The sequence below is a fragment of the Mesonia aestuariivivens genome, assembly GCF_019311235.1.
Taxonomy (GTDB): Bacteria; Bacteroidota; Bacteroidia; order Flavobacteriales; family Flavobacteriaceae; genus Mesonia; species Mesonia aestuariivivens.
In genome coordinates this window covers 92867-110907 of sequence record NZ_JAHWDF010000004.1, presented here as the reverse complement: position 1 = coordinate 110907, position 18041 = coordinate 92867, and the positions used below count along the sequence as shown (strand labels likewise).

General features: G+C 31.8%; 22 protein-coding genes. 9 read left to right on the top strand and 13 right to left on the bottom strand.

The genetic code is table 11. The annotated features are described in order from the left end of the window. Positions 1-12: 12 nt before the first annotated feature. Positions 13-585, bottom strand: coding sequence for a histidine phosphatase family protein (locus KW502_RS05070; protein WP_255554099.1), 573 nt, complete (start codon positions 583-585; stop codon positions 13-15). A gap of 69 nt (positions 586-654) precedes the next feature. Continuing rightward, on the bottom strand, positions 655-1812 hold the full coding sequence (locus KW502_RS05065) for an esterase-like activity of phytase family protein (protein WP_219039447.1): 1158 nt from the start codon (positions 1810-1812) through the stop codon (positions 655-657). 58 nt (positions 1813-1870) lie between these two features. Here KW502_RS05065 and KW502_RS05060 point away from each other — a divergent pair, with 58 nt between their 5' ends. Beyond that, positions 1871-2056, top strand: coding sequence for a CsbD family protein (locus tag KW502_RS05060; RefSeq protein ID WP_219039446.1), 186 nt, complete (start codon positions 1871-1873; stop codon positions 2054-2056). 86 nt (positions 2057-2142) lie between these two features. On the opposite strand, the gene KW502_RS05055 is transcribed toward KW502_RS05060, so the two are convergent. Genes KW502_RS05055 through KW502_RS05045 form a run of 3 tightly spaced genes read right to left on the bottom strand, consistent with a single transcriptional unit; the run spans position 2143 to position 4776 of the window. Beyond that, positions 2143-3192 (bottom strand): peptidylprolyl isomerase, encoded by a 1050-nt coding sequence (locus tag KW502_RS05055; RefSeq protein ID WP_219039445.1) that lies wholly within the window; start codon positions 3190-3192, stop codon positions 2143-2145. A 20-nt stretch (positions 3193-3212) separates the two neighbouring features. Next, on the bottom strand, positions 3213-3764 hold the full coding sequence (gldI, locus tag KW502_RS05050) for a gliding motility-associated peptidyl-prolyl isomerase GldI (protein WP_219039444.1): 552 nt from the start codon (positions 3762-3764) through the stop codon (positions 3213-3215). After that, a complete protein-coding gene (locus tag KW502_RS05045) occupies positions 3754-4776 on the bottom strand; it encodes a DHH family phosphoesterase (RefSeq protein ID WP_219039443.1) in 1023 nt (340 codons plus the stop codon). The genes gldI and KW502_RS05045 overlap by 11 nt, the downstream gene beginning before the upstream one ends. Before the next feature lie 129 nt (positions 4777-4905). Between KW502_RS05045 and KW502_RS05040 the strand changes: the two genes are divergently transcribed. Next, positions 4906-5325: a nucleoside-diphosphate kinase gene (locus KW502_RS05040; protein WP_219039442.1), complete on the top strand. Its 420-nt coding sequence runs from the start codon at positions 4906-4908 to the stop codon at positions 5323-5325. A 77-nt stretch (positions 5326-5402) separates the two neighbouring features. Here the strand turns inward: KW502_RS05040 and KW502_RS05035 are convergent, their stop codons facing one another. From KW502_RS05035 to recF, 3 genes are read right to left on the bottom strand one after another with little or no spacing between them, the layout of a single operon-like run. After that, positions 5403-5696 (bottom strand): DciA family protein, encoded by a 294-nt coding sequence (locus tag KW502_RS05035; protein WP_219039441.1) that lies wholly within the window; start codon positions 5694-5696, stop codon positions 5403-5405. Next, the gene (locus KW502_RS05030; RefSeq protein WP_219039440.1) at positions 5683-6114 is read right to left on the bottom strand and encodes a lipocalin family protein; all 432 of its coding nucleotides are present in this window, start codon (positions 6112-6114) and stop codon (positions 5683-5685) included. Before KW502_RS05030 ends, KW502_RS05035 begins: the two co-directional genes overlap by 14 nt. Then, entirely contained in the window at positions 6111-7193 is a 1083-nt protein-coding gene (gene recF, locus KW502_RS05025) for a DNA replication/repair protein RecF (RefSeq protein WP_219039439.1), read from the bottom strand. The genes KW502_RS05030 and recF overlap by 4 nt, the downstream gene beginning before the upstream one ends. Positions 7194-7341: 148 nt before the next feature. On the opposite strand from recF, the gene KW502_RS05020 reads away from it, so the two are divergent. The 7 genes from KW502_RS05020 (at position 7342) to KW502_RS04990 (ending at position 13592) form a co-directional block, all read left to right on the top strand. Then, the gene (locus KW502_RS05020; protein ID WP_219039438.1) at positions 7342-8133 is read left to right on the top strand and encodes a tetratricopeptide repeat protein; all 792 of its coding nucleotides are present in this window, start codon (positions 7342-7344) and stop codon (positions 8131-8133) included. A gap of 3 nt (positions 8134-8136) precedes the next feature. Beyond that, positions 8137-8643: a 6,7-dimethyl-8-ribityllumazine synthase gene (gene ribH / locus KW502_RS05015; protein ID WP_219039437.1), complete on the top strand. Its 507-nt coding sequence runs from the start codon at positions 8137-8139 to the stop codon at positions 8641-8643. Between the two features lie 92 nt (positions 8644-8735). Continuing rightward, positions 8736-9023 (top strand): riboflavin synthase subunit beta, encoded by a 288-nt coding sequence (locus KW502_RS05010; protein ID WP_219039436.1) that lies wholly within the window; start codon positions 8736-8738, stop codon positions 9021-9023. Further along, entirely contained in the window at positions 9023-10903 is a 1881-nt protein-coding gene (mutL, locus tag KW502_RS05005; protein WP_219039435.1) for a DNA mismatch repair endonuclease MutL, read from the top strand. Before KW502_RS05010 ends, mutL begins: the two co-directional genes overlap by 1 nt. Continuing rightward, positions 10904-11650: a rhomboid family intramembrane serine protease gene (locus tag KW502_RS05000; protein ID WP_219039434.1), complete on the top strand. Its 747-nt coding sequence runs from the start codon at positions 10904-10906 to the stop codon at positions 11648-11650. It begins immediately after the preceding gene. 1 nt (position 11651) lies between these two features. After that, positions 11652-12545 (top strand): rhomboid family intramembrane serine protease, encoded by an 894-nt coding sequence (locus KW502_RS04995; RefSeq protein ID WP_219039433.1) that lies wholly within the window; start codon positions 11652-11654, stop codon positions 12543-12545. 12 nt (positions 12546-12557) lie between these two features. Next, positions 12558-13592, top strand: coding sequence for an endonuclease/exonuclease/phosphatase family protein (locus tag KW502_RS04990; RefSeq protein ID WP_219039432.1), 1035 nt, complete (start codon positions 12558-12560; stop codon positions 13590-13592). Here the strand turns inward: KW502_RS04990 and KW502_RS04985 are convergent. From KW502_RS04985 to KW502_RS04965, 5 genes are read right to left on the bottom strand one after another with little or no spacing between them, the layout of a single operon-like run. Beyond that, positions 13589-14221: a WbqC family protein gene (locus KW502_RS04985; protein ID WP_219039431.1), complete on the bottom strand. Its 633-nt coding sequence runs from the start codon at positions 14219-14221 to the stop codon at positions 13589-13591. The two genes, KW502_RS04990 and KW502_RS04985, sit on opposite strands and share 4 nt — an antisense overlap. A gap of 6 nt (positions 14222-14227) precedes the next feature. Beyond that, a complete protein-coding gene (lepB, locus tag KW502_RS04980) occupies positions 14228-15799 on the bottom strand; it encodes a signal peptidase I (RefSeq protein ID WP_219039430.1) in 1572 nt (523 codons plus the stop codon). A 49-nt stretch (positions 15800-15848) separates the two neighbouring features. Continuing rightward, positions 15849-16559, bottom strand: a complete 711-nt coding sequence (gene dapB / locus KW502_RS04975; RefSeq protein WP_219039429.1) for a 4-hydroxy-tetrahydrodipicolinate reductase — start codon at positions 16557-16559, stop codon at positions 15849-15851. A 2-nt stretch (positions 16560-16561) separates the two neighbouring features. Then, on the bottom strand, positions 16562-17140 hold the full coding sequence (locus KW502_RS04970) for a DUF5683 domain-containing protein (RefSeq protein ID WP_219039428.1): 579 nt from the start codon (positions 17138-17140) through the stop codon (positions 16562-16564). After that, complete coding sequence (locus tag KW502_RS04965) at positions 17130-18038, bottom strand: ParB/RepB/Spo0J family partition protein (RefSeq protein WP_219039427.1); 909 nt, start codon at positions 18036-18038, stop codon at positions 17130-17132. Before KW502_RS04965 ends, KW502_RS04970 begins: the two co-directional genes overlap by 11 nt. Between the last annotated feature and the right edge of the window lie 3 nt (positions 18039-18041).

Genomic DNA, 18041 nt, shown 5'->3' with positions numbered 1-18041 from the left:
GCGTTGAAAATCTTAATTGTTTTTAGGTAACGAGTGTTGTTCTACCGTACTAGATTTTTTTCCGTTCGGATAAATTGTGACGATAAACAATTTTGAATTTTCATTATCTTCAATTCTACTGTATTTTTTTTCTTTTAAAATTTTATTAATGAATTGCGGAGTCGTGTCTTGATGGCCAACAATAAGAACATGTTTTCCATCTGTTTTCTTCTGAAAATTTTTACTGTATAAGTGATTAGCTTTGTAGAGTTCAATTTTAATGTTGAATTGGTCTGCGGTTGGACGAGCAGTTTCTAACGTTCGCTGATAATTAGTACTGTACACCATATCAATTTCTTTGTCTTTTAAAACTTTAGCCCAAAAGTTAGCCCGTTGCATACCTTTAGGTAATAAATGCGGATCGTCTGTATTCGCTTCACGGTCTTTTTCGCCGTGTCTTATAAAATAATAAACCGTAGTATCTTTTGGTTTAAAATTAAACTCAGCTTCTTTTGTCGCCATTTGCTGCTCATTTTCTTTTTCTGCTTGTTGCTCTTTACAACCCATAAAACTTAAGAATACAATAAATAAAGATAAATATTTCATGTGTTAGATTTAGTTGAATTAAAATTAAGCAATACTTAATAACTTCTCATTAAAAGAAACTTAAATAAATTATTTTAATTGAAGTTCTAACCAAATCACTTGGTTTAATTGTTGCATAAAACTACTGAAGTTGTTGTCTGAAATTACAAAAATAGTTGCGTTTCCGTTCGCTAGTTGTGGTCCAAAGCAAATTCCCTCTATATTATCAATCTTATTTTCTTTCAATTTTTTCTTAATCGATTTAAAATTAAAAAGGAATTCTTTTTGAGCAGGAATTACCTTTTCTTTCATTTTACCTTTTAGCTGTTTTATAGATAATGTATTTGTTGCTTGCGAAGCATCTGCTTTAAATAACAAAACATCATAAGATCGTTTTCCTCTGCCTGCAGAAAAAGAACGTTCTAAAACTAAAAATTGTTTAGGTGAAATCTCTAAAATATCGGTAACTCCGTTAATATGAAACGGTAAATAGGGTAACTTTTGGATAGGCGCTAACAAATAAGAAAATTGAAATTCAGGTTTTAGTTGTTTATTAAAATAGGTAAATCTTACAGGAGATTTGGTGCGGTAAAGCTGAGGTTGAGGTCCGTCTTTAGTTAAAGGCAGTTCTGTAGAAGACCAAATGCCTTTAGTGTTTATTGCATGTGATAGTCCTTCAAAAACACCATTATTTCTAGGGTGTTGTTTGTCTTCAACAGTAAAATAGGAGGGAAGGGAATATTGAGACAGGTAATTACCTGAGTTATCTACTTTAATGATCGATGGGTTTTTATGATGATTTATAGCTCCTTCGCTGCTAAGAATAAATTCATCATTTTCTGTAGTGTAAAGTATAGATTCTAAATCGAAAATGTTATTGGCTATAAAAGAAGATGCTAGATTTAGTTCAATTAACTTTTTAAATGTTATGGTGTCAATTTTTTTCTGATTTATTTTAATCTTTATTTGATAAAATCTTGGATTGGACGGAGAATCGCAAACTACATAATAATATTTGCCATCAAAATCAATTCCGCTTAAACCGCCTATTCTTGTTCTTTTAAAATTAAAATCTGCGGGAATAATATAATCATCCAAATAATTAATTTGAATAGAAGCTGAAGATTTTGGTTTTCCTGCTCCACACCCTATCAATATTAAACAAACGCTGATTAAAGAGAGAATTCTTGTTTTATGAAAATAAGAATATAACAAAGCCTTAAGAATAAAATGGGATTTCTTTAGCATAGCATTAGCCATTTAGATTGTAAATTTAATCATTGTTAAACAACAAAAACTAAAAGCTATGAATAAGATGGAATTAGAAGGTAAATGGAACCAAATAAAAGGTAATTTTAAACAAAAGTACGGAAATGTTACTGATGATGATGTAACTTATTCTGAAGGTAAGTTTGATGAAATGCTTGGTCGTCTTCAAGAAAAGACAGGAAAATCTAAAGAAGAATTACAGAAAGAAATTGAGAAGTTATAATTATAACTTTTTAAAAATTGCTATGAAAAGTAAAAGCCCTTATCGTTACGATAAGGGCTTTTATATGGAATAAATTCTCTAAAAGTTTACTCTTCTATACTTACCAATTCTACATCAAAAATTAAAATAGAATTAGCAGGTATTGGTCCGTAACCACGCTCTCCGTAACCTAAATGTGGAGGAATTACAAATCTAGCTTTCTCTCCAGTTTTTAAAAGTTGTAAACCTTCATCCCAACCTGGGATAACTCTTCCCATTCCTAAAGGAATTTCTATAGGTTCACCTCTATCTACAGAAGAGTCAAATTTCTTACCATCGGTAAACATACCTGTGTAATGAACTTTAATTTTTTGTCCTTTTTTAGGTATAGCTCCATCTTCGTTAGCTTCAGTTACTTTATATCGTAAGCCGCTATCTGTTTTCTTGTAACCTTTACTAAGATTTTCTAATTCTTCTTGTAAAGCTTTCTTGGCATCTTCTTTTTTCTCTTCAACTCTGTCTAACTCTTGTTTAAAAACCATTGGTGCATCAAAAGATTTGGCATCTTGTCCTTTTCTAATAATGTTTACCTCTTGCATTACCACATCTTCAACAGGTTTATCACGTTGAGCAGTTTCTAGGTTACCTATAGAATCTACAACTTCTTCTCCTTTTACAATTTCTCCAAAAACGCTATGTCTGTTATTTAAATGTGGAGTAGGTTTTAAGGTGATAAAAAATTGACTTCCATTAGTGCCAGGACCAGCGTTAGCCATCGATAAAATTCCTTTTTTATCATGAACAAGTGAATCGTTAAATTCATCTGGAAATTTATAGCCTGGACCACCTTGACCAGTTCCTTCAGGATCACCACCTTGAATCATGAAATCTTTGATAATACGATGAAAGGTTAACCCATTGTAGAATTTTTCCCCTTTGTAAGTAGAGTCTACCATTTGGTTTTCACCTTCAGCTAAAGAAACAAAATTGGCAACAGTAATAGGTGTTGCTTTGTAAAAAAGTTCAGCAACAAAAGTTCCTTTATTCGTTTTAAATTCGGCGTACATCCCATCTTTCAATTCTGGGTATTGCTCTTTCTGACAAGCAATAGCGCTAAATGCAACTGCTAACAATAAAAGTAAGGTCTGTTTTTTCATATTGTATTTGTATTCTGGTTTTAATTTAATTTATCTTCCTTTGTAATTTTATTAAGTGTAATGGTAGATTTAATGGGTACATTTCTACCAATTTTTTCGTTATCACCATAATAACCAAAAGCTTTATGTGAAGGAAATAAAAAGGTAAGTGTTTCTCCTTCTTTCATCATCTTTAAGCCTTGTCTAAGACCATTAAAAACGTTTTCCTGATCAATTTTATATTCTCGTGTTCCAATTTCTTCTGTAGAGTAAATAGAAGTTCCTTCTAAGGTAGAAATATTATAATTAAAATTTACTAAATCTCCATAATCTGGAGAAATGCTATCTTGAGTGGACTTCTGATTGTAATAATACCAAAAGCCGTCACTAGAAGAAATGTAGTTATGAGCAGTATCTTTTTGAATGATTTCTGAAATACGTTCTTCTTCTTGTGCTACTAGTTGTTGATTTCTCTTCACCGATTCTTTAAAAAATGAACCAGAATTTTGAGAAACTGGTTTTCTTGCTTCTGGTGTTTTGCAACTAGCTAATGCTAGAAAAGCAAGACTAATAATTAATAACTTATGCTTCATCTTTTAGTTCTTTTTCATAATCAGGTAGGAGTTTTTCAAATTTTTGAGTGGTTTCTACTAGATTTAAATCGCTTCTTCCTCCTGCAGCATTAATATGACCGCCACCATGAAAATGTTCTCGAGCAAATTGATTTACATCAAAATTACCTTTAGAACGTAAAGATATTTTTATGATTTGGTCTGCTTTATTTTCAATAAAAATAGCGGCAAAAATTATTCCTTTTATTCCTAAACTATAATTTACAAAACCTTCGGTGTCTCCTTTTTTAAAATGATATTGGTCTAATTCTTCTTGAGATAGGGTAATATAAGCAGTTTTATATGCTGCGCAAATCTTCATATTATTTAACGCTACACCTAATAATTGCATCCGCTCGTAAGAATTATTATCAAAAGTATCTTGATGAATTATAGCATTTTTCGCCCCTTTATCTATTAAATTTGCAATAACGCGATGTGTTTTGCTAGTGGTAGAAGAAAACCGAAATGAACCAGTATCTGTCATTATACCTAAATACAAAGCACTCGCTGCTTCAGGTGAAATCAATGTAGTTTCATCTAACATATCGATAAAATTATACACCATCTCACAAGTTGAAGAACAACTTACATCACTATAGGTATAGTTAGCATAATCATCTGGTTGTTGATGATGATCAATCATAATGTAGGTGGTGGTCGTCTTGCTCAATACCTCTTCCATTAAACCTGTTCTAGAAAAATGGTTAAAATCTAAGGTGAAAATTATTTCTGCTTCTTGAATTTTACTTTTAGCTTCGTTTTGATTTTTATCAAAAATTAGAACATTTTCTTGACCCGGAACCCACTTTAAAAATTCAGGATAATCATTGGGAGCAATCACTACCGCATCATGTTTTTTGCTTTTTAAAAAGTCACAAAGCGCTAATGTAGAGCCAATCGCATCTCCATCAGGATTTTTATGAGGAACGATCACTATTTTTTTGGGTGTGGTTAATAGTGATTTAATTTCTTTAATTTCTGTTGATTTCATAGCTCACGAATATACAATTTATAATATTTCTTACATTTATTTTTTTTCTTAGCTTGTTTATTAAAATGTTAGAAGTTTAGGTATTACCAAGGATTTGATTATTTTTGCAGCAAATTTAAAAAAATCATCATGTCAGGAAATAGAACATTCACAATGATTAAGCCAGATGCAGTTGAAAACGGTCATATTGGTGGAATATTAGAACAGGTTACAGCTTCAGGCTTTAAAATTGTAGCGATGAAATTAACACACATGACAACTCGTGATGCTGAAAAATTTTACGCAGTACATAGCGAGCGTCCGTTTTTTGGAGAGTTGGTAGAATTTATGACTCGTGGACCTATTGTTGCTGCTATTCTTGAAAAAGAAAATGCTGTTGAAGATTTTAGAACTTTAATAGGCGCAACTAACCCAGAAGATGCGGCAGAAGGGACAATTAGAAAAAAATATGCAACTTCTATTGGTGAAAATGCTGTTCACGGAAGTGATAGCGATGAGAATGCACAAATTGAAGGTGCTTTTCACTTTGCTGGAAGAGAGCAATTCTAAATAATTTTAGTTAGATAAAAAAGCTCGTTAGTTTTCTAACGAGCTTTTTTTATTTATTAGGTTTTAAGGTTTGCTAATTATCTTAAAACTAACTTTTTTACCAAATCTTTACCTAATTCTTCGTTCATCCTTTTGATGATTTTTTCTTTACCGTAGCTTAGTTCTTCCCTTAGAACAGATGAACTTAATTCTACATAAAGTGTATCATTATTTAATTGAATTGAAGTGGTGTATTTGTTAATAGCGGGTCCCATTTCAGATTGCCACACTTCTTTTACATTTATACGATCTAAACCTTTTTGAAGTCGGTTTTTATCTACAAAATTTTTGAGTACATCACTTATTGATTGGTGTTCATCATTTCTTGCCATCTAAATATCCGTTAAAGCGTTGGTAGGTATAAATTATATCTTGTTTGTTTTTTACTTTAAGTTCATCTTTATCTAATTTTAAAAGGGTTTCATCCCAATCATCCATTTCAGTGTGGTAGTGAAAAATCCACTGATTATTTTCTTTAGAAATACTAAAAGCCTCGGCATCATTGGTAGCGAAAAACTCTCCATCTAATGTTGGTTTTACTTTAGTTCTAACTCCTTTTTGGTCATTAAATTCAATAAAGTCTACCGTTTCATTGAACTTGTAAATTTTTTCTTTACCATTTTCTTTAGCTACTTTTTTTATTTCCCAATAGCCTTCTAAATTCTGTAAATCTTTTTCTTTTATCTCGTTGCAACTATAGGTGAAACAGACTAGAAAAAGAACGATAAATAGTGATTTAAATTTAATCATGATAATTGAATCATTTTATATTGATTAGCATTTGCTTTTACTACATTTTCAGTTCGGTTAGCGTGGGTGTCACTTATAAAAAGTTGACCTAAATCGTCTTTAGTGACCAAATCTACAATTTGTGCGACACGATTTTCATCTAATTTATCAAAAACATCGTCTAAGAGTAAAATAGGATTTACCTTACTTTGAGCTTTCATAAAATCATATTGAGCCAATTTTAATGCGATAAGATAAGATTTTTGCTGCCCTTGCGATCCAAATTTTTTAACGGGATGACCGTTTATTTTGAAAGTTAAATCATCTTTATGAGTACCTACACTAGTGTACTGTAATCCCATATCTTTCTGAAGGTTCTTCTCGAATAAACTAGCAAGACTATCTTCTGATAACTGACTTTTATAGCTAATTTTCACCTTTTCTTTAGAATTACTGATGCTTTTGTAACGTTCTTTAAAAATAGGAGCAAAAGCTTCTAAGAAATCAATTCTTTTTCGATGAATTTTTTGCCCCATTTCACTCATCTGAATATTATAAATATCTAGTGTAGAACTATCAAAGGTATGATTAGCAGCAAAATATTTTAATAATGAATTTCGTTGCGATAGCGTTTTATTGTATTTCATTAATAAATTAAGGTAGTCGCTATCGTTTTGAGAAATTATACTATCTATAAATTTCCTACGAGTTTCGCTACCTTCAACGATCAAATCACGATCTGCAGGAGAAATAATAACTACAGGAATTAAGCCAATATGCTCGCTAAATTTTTCATAGGCTTTTGCATTTCGCTTAATCACTTTTTTTTGTCCTTTCTTTACACTAACGACAACTTTTTCAGTACGTTCTAACTTTTCAAATTCACCATCTATTACAAAAAAATCAGCTTGGTGATTTATATTTTGAGTAGAAATAGGATTAAAATAACTTTTACCGTAAGCTAAATGATAAATGCTGTCTAAAACGTTTGTTTTTCCAACGCCATTATAGCCCACAAGACAATTTATTTTCTCATCAAATTCAAAATTTGCCATTTCAAAATTTTTATAATTAAGTAAAGAGAGTTTTTTTAAATGCATAAAGTGTTAGTAAACAGTTGTTTTTAGAAATGGTTAATTGTTAGTACGATCTTTATTGTACGCTTGCAAAGTATTGAAAAATAACAAAAAAAATCTCTTTTATATATAAATAAAAATTTTATTTTTGCTCATCAATTAAGACAATTTTATGGCAACATATAAGAAAAGGGGCTACAAGCCAAAACCAGAAGCAGAACAAGAAGAAATAGGCGAAAATGAGAATGCATATGTAGAAGGAGAATCTACCACGCAAGAAGTTTTTGATAACCTTGATGAAGGAGCTAACAAAACTGAAGAGTGGTTAGAGAAAAACCAAAAGCCTATTTTTATTGCGATAGCGGTAATTATTGTAGTCGTTTTAGGTTATTTAGGGTATGAGAAGTTTATAAATCAACCTAAAGAACAAGAAGCAGCCAATGAAATTTCTCAATCTCAAATTTATTTTGAAAATGCTTTAGATGCAAATGGTAAAGCACAGGATTCATTATATAATCTAGCCTTAACTGGTGGTGGCGGTAAATACGGTTTCTTAGATATTATAGATAACTACGGAAGTACTAACGCGGCTAATCTTGCTAACTATTATGCAGGTATGGCATACCTAAATACGGGTAAGTATGATAAAGCGGTAACGTACTTAGAAAATTTTTCTAGTGAAGATGAAATTTTAGCACCTTTAGCAAAAGGCGCTATTGGTGATGCATTTATGCAATTAGAGCAACCTGAAGAAGCTTTAGGTTATTATGAAGATGCTGCAAAGATGAGAACGAATGATTTTACGACACCTAAATTTTTATTAAAAGCTGCGATTACAGCGTTAGAGTTGGGAAAAGGTGAAAAAGCAGAAGGTTTTTTAACAACAATTGAAGATGAATATGCAGATGCTCCTGAAGCTGATAAAGTACCAGTTTACTTAGGACAAGCAAAAGCACTAAAATAAATTATGGCAACAGCAGGTAAAAATTTATCCGCTTACGATAAAAATACAATCCCAAACGCGAAAAATTTTCGGTTTGGGATTGTTGTTTCTGAGTGGAATGACGACATTACAGAAAACCTTTTTCAAGGCGCTTTCGATGTGTTTATTGAAAATGGTGTACTAAAAGAAAATATTGTTAGGTGGAATGTTCCTGGTAGTTTTGAATTGATTTATGGTTGCAAAAAAATGCAAGAATCTTTTGAGATGCTAGATGCCATTATCGCTGTTGGTAATGTAATACAAGGAGAGACCAAGCATTTTGATTTTGTTTGTGAAGGTGTTACACAAGGAATAAAAGATTTAAATATTAAATCTGATATACCAGTAATTTTTTGTGTACTTACCGATAATGAGAAACAGCAATCTATCGATAGAAGTGGTGGTAAACACGGTAATAAAGGAGCAGAAGCTGCTGTGGCGGCAATCAAAATGGCTCAGTTGCGTAAAGATGCTAAGTTTTATAAACAATAAAAGACTTAATTACAGCTTTGTGTTAACAAAATTTGCCGCTTTATAAGCGGCATTGTTTTTGATTTTAAGTAACTTTGAATTAACTAAAAGTTATGGGAGTCTTAAAAACAAGAAAGAATAAACAATTTAATTATAGTCCTCGCTATTTTGATGATAAAGGTGAGGGTAATCCCTATAAAATAGGATCAAAATTTGATCAATATAGAAAAACCATCGACAGTCCTGGTGGTATTGTAACTCGCTTTAAATCGGCTTGGTCAGAATTTCAAGATAAATCAGACCGTCAATCTAGCCGTACAATTATGATTATTGTAGCTCTTTTTGTGGTGCTTTTTTTATTTATTATCGATTTTGATTTATCAATTTTCTTCGCAAATTAATGGCAGACATTATTCAATTACTTCCAGATCATGTAGCTAATCAAATTGCTGCAGGAGAAGTGGTGCAACGCCCATCTTCTGTAGTTAAAGAGTTATTAGAGAATGCTATCGATGCTGGAGCCAGCAATATTCAACTTTTAATTAAAGAAGCCGGTAAAACTCTAATTCAGGTTTCAGATGATGGTAACGGCATGAGTGAAACCGATGCTAGGTTATGCTTTGAGCGTCATGCAACATCTAAAATTAAATTAGCAGAAGATCTTTTTCAGTTAAAAACAAAAGGATTTCGAGGTGAAGCTTTAGCTTCTATAGCAGCAATTGCTCATGTTGATTTAAAAACAAAACTAGCAGGTGAAGAGGTAGGTACAGAAATAAAAATAAACGGAACTAGAGTAGAATCGCAAGAGCCTTGCGTAACCCCGAAAGGAACTGTAGTAAGTGTAAAAAATTTATTTTTTAATATTCCTGCGCGAAGAAATTTTTTAAAGTCTAATGCGGTAGAAACTCGTCATGTTATCGATGAGTTTCAGCGTGTAGCTTTATCACATCCACAAATTGCTTTCTCGTTATATCATAATGGTAATGAAATGTTTCAATTACCAATTAGTAATCACAGGCAACGTATAGTTAATGTTTTTGGCGCAAAAACAAACGAGAAATTAGTTCCTGTTGAAGAAACTACCGAGATTCTAAAGGTAGAAGGTTTTGTGGGTAAACCAGAATTTGCCAAAAGAAGCAAAGGTGAACAATTCTTTTTTGTGAACGATCGCTTTATTAAAAGTCCTTATCTTAATCATGCTGTAACTGCAGCTTTCGATGGGTTATTAAAAGAGAAAGCATATCCTTCTTATTTTTTATACTTAAGTATAGATCCTCAGCGTATCGATATTAATATTCATCCTACAAAAACAGAAATTAAGTTTGATGATGAGCATGCTTTATATGCAATTTTAAGAAGTGCTATTAAACATAGTTTAGGACAGTTTAATGTTGCGCCAATATTAGATTTTGAACGAAACTCTGATTTGGATACGCCATATAGTTATAAAGAAAGACAAGTAAAAAGTCCTGTAATTGAAGTTGATCAAAACTTTAATCCTTTTGAGAGCGAGAAGAAGTTTGCTTCAAAATATTCAGGTAATTTATCGTTAAATAAGAGTAATCATAAGCCTGCTTACACTTCAAAAAAGAATGTAGGTTCGTGGGAATCTTTATATACAGAATTGGGTTCTTCAAAAAATGAAGCTAATTTTAGTAATGTGGAGTTTGAGAGTGAAGAGGTAACGGGTAATTTATTTGAAGATGAAAAGATTACAACATCTGGAAATACTTTTCAGCTTCAAAAAAAATATATTGTAAGTTCACTAAAGACAGGATTATTGGTTATCGATCAGCATCGTGCGCACACTAGAATACTTTATGAAGATTTATTGAAAAGTATAACGGTAACAGCGGCTATTAGTCAACAGTTATTGTTTCCTCTAATTCTTCAATTTTCTAAACAAGAAACAGCGATGTTAATTGAGTTAAAAGAAGCTTTAGAGCAAACCGGTTTCGTATTTGCAAGAATAGAATCTCACGAGGTAGAAATAAAAGGAATACCTAATTTAATTTCAGAAAGTGAAGTTTCTATAATGTTAGATCAATTATTGTCAGATTTTGAAAATGAAATTCCAGAAAGTGGTTTTAAACAGACTGACTTATTGGCAAAATCTTTAGCAAAAAGTATGGCCATTAAAACAGGCTCGGTTTTAGATACAGTAGAGCAAATTGCTATAGTAAATGGTTTATTTGCTTGTAAAGAGCCTAATGTAACTCCACTAAACAGAAAGGTTTTTGTAACTTTATCTGCAAATGAACTCGAAAAAAAATTCATGTAAATGGGTAGAATATCAGAAACAGTAAAAATACTTCTAATTGCTAATATTCTATTTTTTGTAGGAAGTCAGTTTTTAGGAGATTATGCGGTGAAAATGTTAGCCTTGTGGTTTCCAGAAAATGCTAATTTTGGAATTTGGCAATTAGTTACGCATATGTTTATGCATGGAGGCATTTCTCATATTTTCTTTAATATGTTTGCTTTATACATGTTTGGGAGTGTTCTAGAACAGTCTATTGGTAAAAATAGATTCATATTTTTGTATTTTTCAGCAGGTCTAGCAGCGGCGGGACTTCAAATTTTATTTACTTATCTAAAATTTAATCCAGCATATCAAAATCTTATAGATGCAGGTATAGATCCTGGTACCATTTACCAAAGTTTAGGTAGAGCGGTGCAAAGTAACCAGTATCAGTTTTTTCCCGGAGTCTCTCAAGATACGGTTATGCAACTTACTGATGCTTACGTAACACCTATGGTTGGTGCATCAGGAGCAATATTTGGAGTATTAGCGGCATTTGCAGTCGTGTATCCTAATCTTCCTTTGTATATTATGTTTATTCCAATACCAATTAAAGCAAAGTACTTAATTGGTGGTTACTTTTTGATAAATGTATATTCTGCAATAACTGGAGCTACTATTTTAGGTCCATCTAATACAGCATATTGGGCACATATTGGTGGTGCAGTAATCGGTTTTATTACCATGTGGTATTGGAAGAAAAATCAATTTAATCGCTGGAATTAAGATGAACTTTAGAGATCAATTGCAGTATCGATATAATATGGCTGGCGTGGTTGAAAAACTAATTGCCATAAATGTCATTGTTTTTGTATTCGTCTTTCTTTTAAAGGCAGTAGCTTATTTATTTCAATTTGGAGATTTCTTTACTGAGTGGTTAGTTTTTCCAAAAGAAATAGGAGAATATATTTATAAACCTTGGACAATTATCACTTATGCTTTTATGCATAATGGAATTTGGCATATTCTTTCTAATATGCTTATTCTATATTTTGCAGGAAGAATGTTTTTGACCTTTTTTTCACCTAAGCGTTTATTAAGCTATTACTTTTTAGGAGCTATTTCAGGCGCTTTATTGTTTATGGTTAGCTATAATATTTTTCCTGCTTTCGCAGGTACTGGGAATTCTTATTTATTGGGTGCTTCTGCAGCCGTTATGGCTGTTTTATTAGGTGTTACCACACAAGCGCCTCATATGCGAGTAAGGTTAATGATTATAGGTAGTATTAAACTATGGTGGATTGCTGCTTTTTTCGTGATTTCTGATATCGTACAAATGCCATTTAATAATCCTGGTGGTCATTTAGCACATATAGGGGGGGCACTCTTGGGCTACACCTATACCACACAATTGCAAAAAGGAACCGATATAGGGGGGTGGTTTGAAAAATTTATGGATAGTATTGCTATTTTATTTTCAAAAAAAGAAAAATCACCATTTAAAAAAGTTTACAAAAATAAATCTAGGACTAAAAGAGCAGCTAACACCAAGAGCAGTAAAAGTCAAGCTGTAAACCATCAACAAAAAATAGATGGTATTTTAGATAAAATAAGTAAGAGTGGCTATGAAAGCTTAAATAAAGCTGAAAAAGACTTTTTATTTAATTCTGGAAAAGATTAATTTTTTAATGCAATGAAGCCATTAAGTTTTTTTAATAAAGGTGTATTTTTTGTAAATTCTTTGTTTGCAACAGCGCTTTTATTAGCTTATTTGCTTCCTTATATTCCACCAAGTACTTTTCCTTTTCTTTCTATCTTAAGTTTAGGAATGCCTATTCTTTTAATTTTAAATATTACTTTCCTTATTTATTGGATCGTGAAATTAAGAAAGCAATTTCTACTTTCTTTTTTAATTCTACTTTTGGGTTTTAATCATATTTTATCTTTATATAAATTTGGTGTAGAACAGTATACTAAAAAGCCTTCAGATGTTAAATTACTCAGTTATAATGTGAGGCAGTTTAATAGGTATAATTGGATTGAAGCAGATACTGTCACCAAACAAATTATTCAATTTGTGGGTGATCAAAAACCAGATATTCTTTGTTTTCAAGAATATGATCATCGGGAAGATGTGAGTTTTTCTTCATTTAAAAATCAATACCGAGTTTTATTAGATCGTGAAGAGCGTTTTGGTCAGGCTATTTTAACCAATTACCCTATTATTAATAAAGGAGCAATTGGTTTTGAAAACTCTAATAATAATGCTATTTATACTGATTTGTTAATCGCTAAAGATACCGTTAGAGTTATTAATATTCATTTAGAAAGTTTAAAGATTAATCCTAGCGTTTCTGAATTTCACGAAAAAAATAGACAACGACTAGTGGGTAGAATGAGTACATCTTTCAAAAAACAAGAAGTTCAGGTGCAAAAAATTTTAGAAAATCTAAATAATTGTCCTTATAAATCGGTGATTTGCGGAGATATGAATAACAGTGCTTTTTCTTACGTATATAGAAAATTAGCGCAAAACCATGTAGATGCATTTAAAGAGAAGGGAGAATCTTTTGGGAAGACATTTGTATTCGATTTTATTCCGCTTCGTATAGATGCTATTTTGGTAGACGAATCTATGGAGGTGAAAGCTTTTGATAGTCACCCTGAAATTAGGTATTCAGATCACTATCCTATTTCTTGTGTTTTTTCGTTAACTAGCGATAATTAATCCAGTTGCTGGTTTTCTAGGTAATTTAGCGTATTTGGACCTTCATTAAAAAGTAAGTCTAAAATAGATAAATTAGAAATAAAACCACACTTCTTTTCAAATACTTGCGTGTACTTTTCTAGTGTAAAATTATACTTCGCTTTAGCATTAATTAAATAGCGTTTGTCTGTCCAGTTTTCTTCATTTTTGGGTTCAAAATATTGTTCAGTTGTAAGAACAGGAATATCTAGTTGAAGACAATCTGCAATGGTATGGTAGCAATCGTGGTTAAAGTCGAGTAAAAATTTATATTTTTTTTCATACAGATGAATTAATTCATCTTCATAGAATTCAAAGAAAGGAGAAGTTCTGTAGGCAGCTTCTAGCGACCGCCAATGAATAGTTTGCCAGTTAAATTCTTGTTCAATTTTTACTTCTTTATATTTTTGTCTACCTTTTTTATTTCTGGTATGTTTAATAGGGATATTTAGCAATAATTTACCATTAGCTCCATAAATATATTGCCGGTTTCTGTAGGTTTGTTTTTGATAATTATCTTCGTTTTCAAAAATTAATTGATCAGCTTTTATAATATGACAAAACTGAAAAATTGATCCAAAGTAAGCTGGATGTACTACAATAGAATTCATAAAATCTTATGCTTTTTTCTTACGCTTTCTAAAGAAATTGAAACCAATAACAATTACTAGACCTATTAAGAAATAATAAAGATAGGACACAGGTTTACCTTCGCCACCAACAGTAGTAAAAAGTCTTTCCCATCTAATTTTATTAAAGAATCCGTTGGCATGGGTATCCCAGCTCATCCAAATAAATATAGGTTTTCCTACCACATGATTTTCTGGTACATAACCCCAATAGCGACTGTCTTCACTATTATGGCGGTTATCACCCATCATAAAGTAGTAATTTTGTTTAAATGTATATTGGGTTAAAGGCTCGTTGTCTAGTAAAACTTGCTTTCCGTTAACTGTTATTTTATGAGGATTTCCCATTTCTATGCCTTCATAAACTTCGATAATTCTTTTATAGAAAGGCAATGATTTTGGATTGATTGCGACCGTTTTTCCTTTTTCTGGAATATAAATAGACCCCATTTGGTCATGATTCCAATTCATTCTTGCTGAAGGAAATATACGAGCATCTGTTTGTTCTACCGGATCAATAATTTTTGTAATAGAGGCTACGTTCGGGTGATTTTTAAATTTCTGAATAGTTTCTTCTGAAAGAGAAACAAATCGGTATTGTCTTTTTGCTTGATTATACCAACCTACCGGATCTGTAATATTATAACGTTGTGCTAAATTTCTTAAATCGAAACCCTGACCTTTACCTTGAACTATATAAGAATATTGTGGTTTTGCACGCTCAGGGAGCATTAAAGGTTTTTGATTAATATAAACTTTTCCATCTACAATTTTTAAAGAATCTCCAGGCAATCCAACAGCTCTTTTTACATAGTTAGATTTTTTATCTATCGGTTTTTGATAGTGTTTGCCAGAACGATCAAAAAACTTTCTTACCGTATCTACAGGCCAGTTAAACACAACAATATCATTACGCTCAATATCTTCAAATCCTGGAAGTCTAAAGTAGGGAAGTTGTGGCCAATTGGTGTAAGATTTAATTCCTAATACAGGAATCGTATCATGAACCATAGGAAAAGAAACGGTAGTTTGTGGAGTCCTTGCTCCATAATGAAATTTACTTACAAATAAGAAATCACCTACTAATAATGTTTTTTCTAAGGAAGAAGTAGGGATCGTGAATGGTTGTATAAAATAGGTGTGTACAATAGTAGCTGCAACTATGGCAAAGAGTATAGAACTTACCCATTCACCAACCTCTGTTCTAGGTTTTAAACTACGGTCCGAAATGTGATTAACCTCTTGCGTATAATTAATATAATATAAGTAAAAGCCAATAGTTAAAATACTAAGCCAAGTATCTGCTTTAGTGTGCTTGCCAAAACTTCTAGCCGTTTCTACCCAAACAACAGGAAACATAATTAAGTTTACAATAGGGATAAACAGTAAGATAGTCCACCACCAAGGTCTATTAATAATTTTCATTAAAACGATGGCATTGTATACCGGTACAAAAGCTTCCCAAGGTTTTCTGCCTGCTATTTTGTAAAGTTTCCAGGTTCCAAATCCGTGAATAAGTTGTAAGAGTAAAAAAAATATAAACCACTGTATAATTGTCATCTTTTGTCTTTTTTATATAAGTAAGAAATTGTAAATAATTGTTACATTATTAAAAGCCTAAAACATCTTTCATTGTAAAAACTCCTTTTTTATTGCATAACCATTCTGCTGCAATAACGGCTCCTAATGCAAATCCTTCTCTAGAATGCGCGGTATGTTTAATTTCAATATCATCTATTGTAGAACTGTACTTAACCGTATGCGTGCCTTTTACGTCGTCTTCACGTTTAGCTATTACAGGAACTTCGTTTTCTGCAACTGTTTCGCTAGCATCTGTTAATTTCCAATTTTGCTTATTAGAATTTTTAAGAATAGATTCTGTCAGGGTAATAGCAGTTCCGCTAGGTTTATCTAATTTTTTTGTGTGATGTATCTCTTCCACACCAACTTTATAATCTTCAAATTTATTCATCAATCGAGCTAAATTTTCATTCAGTTGAAAAAATAAATTTACCCCTAAACTAAAATTTGAAGCATAAATAAAAGCACTTTCATGTTTTTTGCAAAGTTTAACTGCTTCATCATAACGATTTAGCCAACCTGTAGTTCCAGAAACAACGGGGATGTTATTTTGAAAACAAGTGGTGATATTTTCAAAAGCTGCATCGGGAATACTAAAATCTATTGCGATATCAGCTTTTTGTAAGGCTTCGGTATTTATTTTTTCTGAAGTTTTATAAACTACTTCATGATTTCTATTAATAGCAATTTGTTCGATAGTTTTACCCATTCTTCCGTAGCCTAAAATTGCAATTTTCATACTTAAAATTTTATATTAAGGGACAACCCGTAATTTACGTTTCTATTAATTTGATCGATATCAAAATTAGGGACTAAAGAAAGATCATTGCTCACATTAAATTGTTGTAAATGTGCATCTACATTAGCGTCTACAATATTTACAATATAAAATGCCGCAATAACAAGTATAGAGAGCTCTTTGTTTCTTCTAAATTGTTTTTGTGCATCTACCAACCTTTCATTGGAAAGTACATCTTGAAATTCATCATCTTGATAGCCTGCTAATCTTCGTTTGTAAGCATCGCGGTAACGGTTATATTCTTTATTATTATGAATATAAATACCAATACCAGTACCTAAGGCTCCGTAAACAATAGGTAATTTCCAATAGCTGCCATTATATATTTGTCCTAAACCGGGAAGTATTGCTGAATAAAATGAGGCTTTTGCAGGAGCAAGCGGATCGTATTTTTTAAAATCTCCTTTTACCGCATCTACTCTCGCAATATTTTCTGTACGTAGCGCTAAAGAATCTTTTTGCGCACTAAGTTGAAAAATTGAAAAAGTAGTGAATACAATTAATAATAAATTAAGCTTCACCTTCTATAAGTTTTTGCAGACGTTTAAAATCTTCTTCCGAAGAAAATGGAATGATTAATTTCCCGTTGCCTTTTTTACTAACTTTAACATCAACTTTTGCACCAAAATATTCAGAGAAATTTTTGACAGAAGTTTTTATTTCTTTAGGGATGCTTGGCGTATTGCTTTTTTTATTAGAAAATTCTTTTCCGTTTTTTTGATACGATCTCACCAATTGTTCTGTATCTCTAACCGATAGTGAGTCTGCTAGTATTTTTTCGTAAATTTTTAATTGAATATCAAGATCTTCTACATTAATTAATGCACGCCCGTGGCCCATAGAGAGAAAACCGTCTCTCATCCCTGTTTGAATAATGGGATCTAATTTTAATAAACGGAGGTAATTGGCAATAGTAGATCTATTTTTACCAATACGATCACTCATTTGTTCTTGAGTTAGGTCTATTTCATCGATTAATCGTTGGTATGAAAGTGCAATTTCTATAGGGTCTAAATCTTGGCGTTGTATATTCTCTACTAAGGCCATCTCTAACGACTCTTGATCGTTAGCTATTCTAATATAAGCAGGAATAGATTTTAAACCCACTAATTTTGAAGCACGAAAACGACGCTCACCAGAGACAAGTTGATATTTGTTAAAGTCTGTTTTACGTACGGTAATGGGTTGTATTACACCTAATTCACGTATAGAGGTAGCAAGTTCTTGTAAAGTATCTTCATTAAAACTAGTACGAGGTTGAAATGGGTTTACCTCAATAGATTCTAACTCTAATTTTACTATATTTCCTACAACTTTATCTGCATTTTTATCTTTAGCAGATTTAATATCGTTTTCTGGATCTTTTAATAAAGCAGAAAGTCCACGTCCTAAAGCTTGCTTCTTTGTTGCCTTCGCCATAAA

What these genes read in the sequence shown, in the direction of transcription:
- KW502_RS04985 (WP_219039431.1), bottom strand. Translation starts at nt 14,221, where the DNA reads ATGAATTCTATTGTAGTACATCCAGCTTACTTTGGATCAATTTTTCAG.
- KW502_RS04965 (WP_219039427.1), bottom strand. Translation starts at nt 18,038, where the DNA reads ATGGCGAAGGCAACAAAGAAGCAAGCTTTAGGACGTGGACTTTCTGCT.
- KW502_RS04990 (WP_219039432.1), top strand. Translation starts at nt 12,558, where the DNA reads ATGAAGCCATTAAGTTTTTTTAATAAAGGTGTATTTTTTGTAAATTCT.
- KW502_RS05000 (WP_219039434.1), top strand. Translation starts at nt 10,904, where the DNA reads ATGGGTAGAATATCAGAAACAGTAAAAATACTTCTAATTGCTAATATT.
- KW502_RS05040 (WP_219039442.1), top strand. Translation starts at nt 4,906, where the DNA reads ATGTCAGGAAATAGAACATTCACAATGATTAAGCCAGATGCAGTTGAA.
- mutL (WP_219039435.1), top strand. Translation starts at nt 9,023, where the DNA reads ATGGCAGACATTATTCAATTACTTCCAGATCATGTAGCTAATCAAATT.
- KW502_RS04995 (WP_219039433.1), top strand. Translation starts at nt 11,652, where the DNA reads ATGAACTTTAGAGATCAATTGCAGTATCGATATAATATGGCTGGCGTG.
- recF (WP_219039439.1), bottom strand. Translation starts at nt 7,193, where the DNA reads ATGCATTTAAAAAAACTCTCTTTACTTAATTATAAAAATTTTGAAATG.
- KW502_RS05070 (WP_255554099.1), bottom strand. Translation starts at nt 585, where the DNA reads ATGAAATATTTATCTTTATTTATTGTATTCTTAAGTTTTATGGGTTGT.
- KW502_RS05030 (WP_219039440.1), bottom strand. Translation starts at nt 6,114, where the DNA reads ATGATTAAATTTAAATCACTATTTATCGTTCTTTTTCTAGTCTGTTTC.
- KW502_RS05060 (WP_219039446.1), top strand. Translation starts at nt 1,871, where the DNA reads ATGAATAAGATGGAATTAGAAGGTAAATGGAACCAAATAAAAGGTAAT.
- KW502_RS05010 (WP_219039436.1), top strand. Translation starts at nt 8,736, where the DNA reads ATGGGAGTCTTAAAAACAAGAAAGAATAAACAATTTAATTATAGTCCT.
- ribH (WP_219039437.1), top strand. Translation starts at nt 8,137, where the DNA reads ATGGCAACAGCAGGTAAAAATTTATCCGCTTACGATAAAAATACAATC.
- KW502_RS05045 (WP_219039443.1), bottom strand. Translation starts at nt 4,776, where the DNA reads ATGAAATCAACAGAAATTAAAGAAATTAAATCACTATTAACCACACCC.
- KW502_RS05065 (WP_219039447.1), bottom strand. Translation starts at nt 1,812, where the DNA reads ATGCTAAAGAAATCCCATTTTATTCTTAAGGCTTTGTTATATTCTTAT.
- lepB (WP_219039430.1), bottom strand. Translation starts at nt 15,799, where the DNA reads ATGACAATTATACAGTGGTTTATATTTTTTTTACTCTTACAACTTATT.
- KW502_RS05055 (WP_219039445.1), bottom strand. Translation starts at nt 3,192, where the DNA reads ATGAAAAAACAGACCTTACTTTTATTGTTAGCAGTTGCATTTAGCGCT.
- gldI (WP_219039444.1), bottom strand. Translation starts at nt 3,764, where the DNA reads ATGAAGCATAAGTTATTAATTATTAGTCTTGCTTTTCTAGCATTAGCT.
- KW502_RS05020 (WP_219039438.1), top strand. Translation starts at nt 7,342, where the DNA reads ATGGCAACATATAAGAAAAGGGGCTACAAGCCAAAACCAGAAGCAGAA.
- KW502_RS05035 (WP_219039441.1), bottom strand. Translation starts at nt 5,696, where the DNA reads ATGGCAAGAAATGATGAACACCAATCAATAAGTGATGTACTCAAAAAT.
- dapB (WP_219039429.1), bottom strand. Translation starts at nt 16,559, where the DNA reads ATGAAAATTGCAATTTTAGGCTACGGAAGAATGGGTAAAACTATCGAA.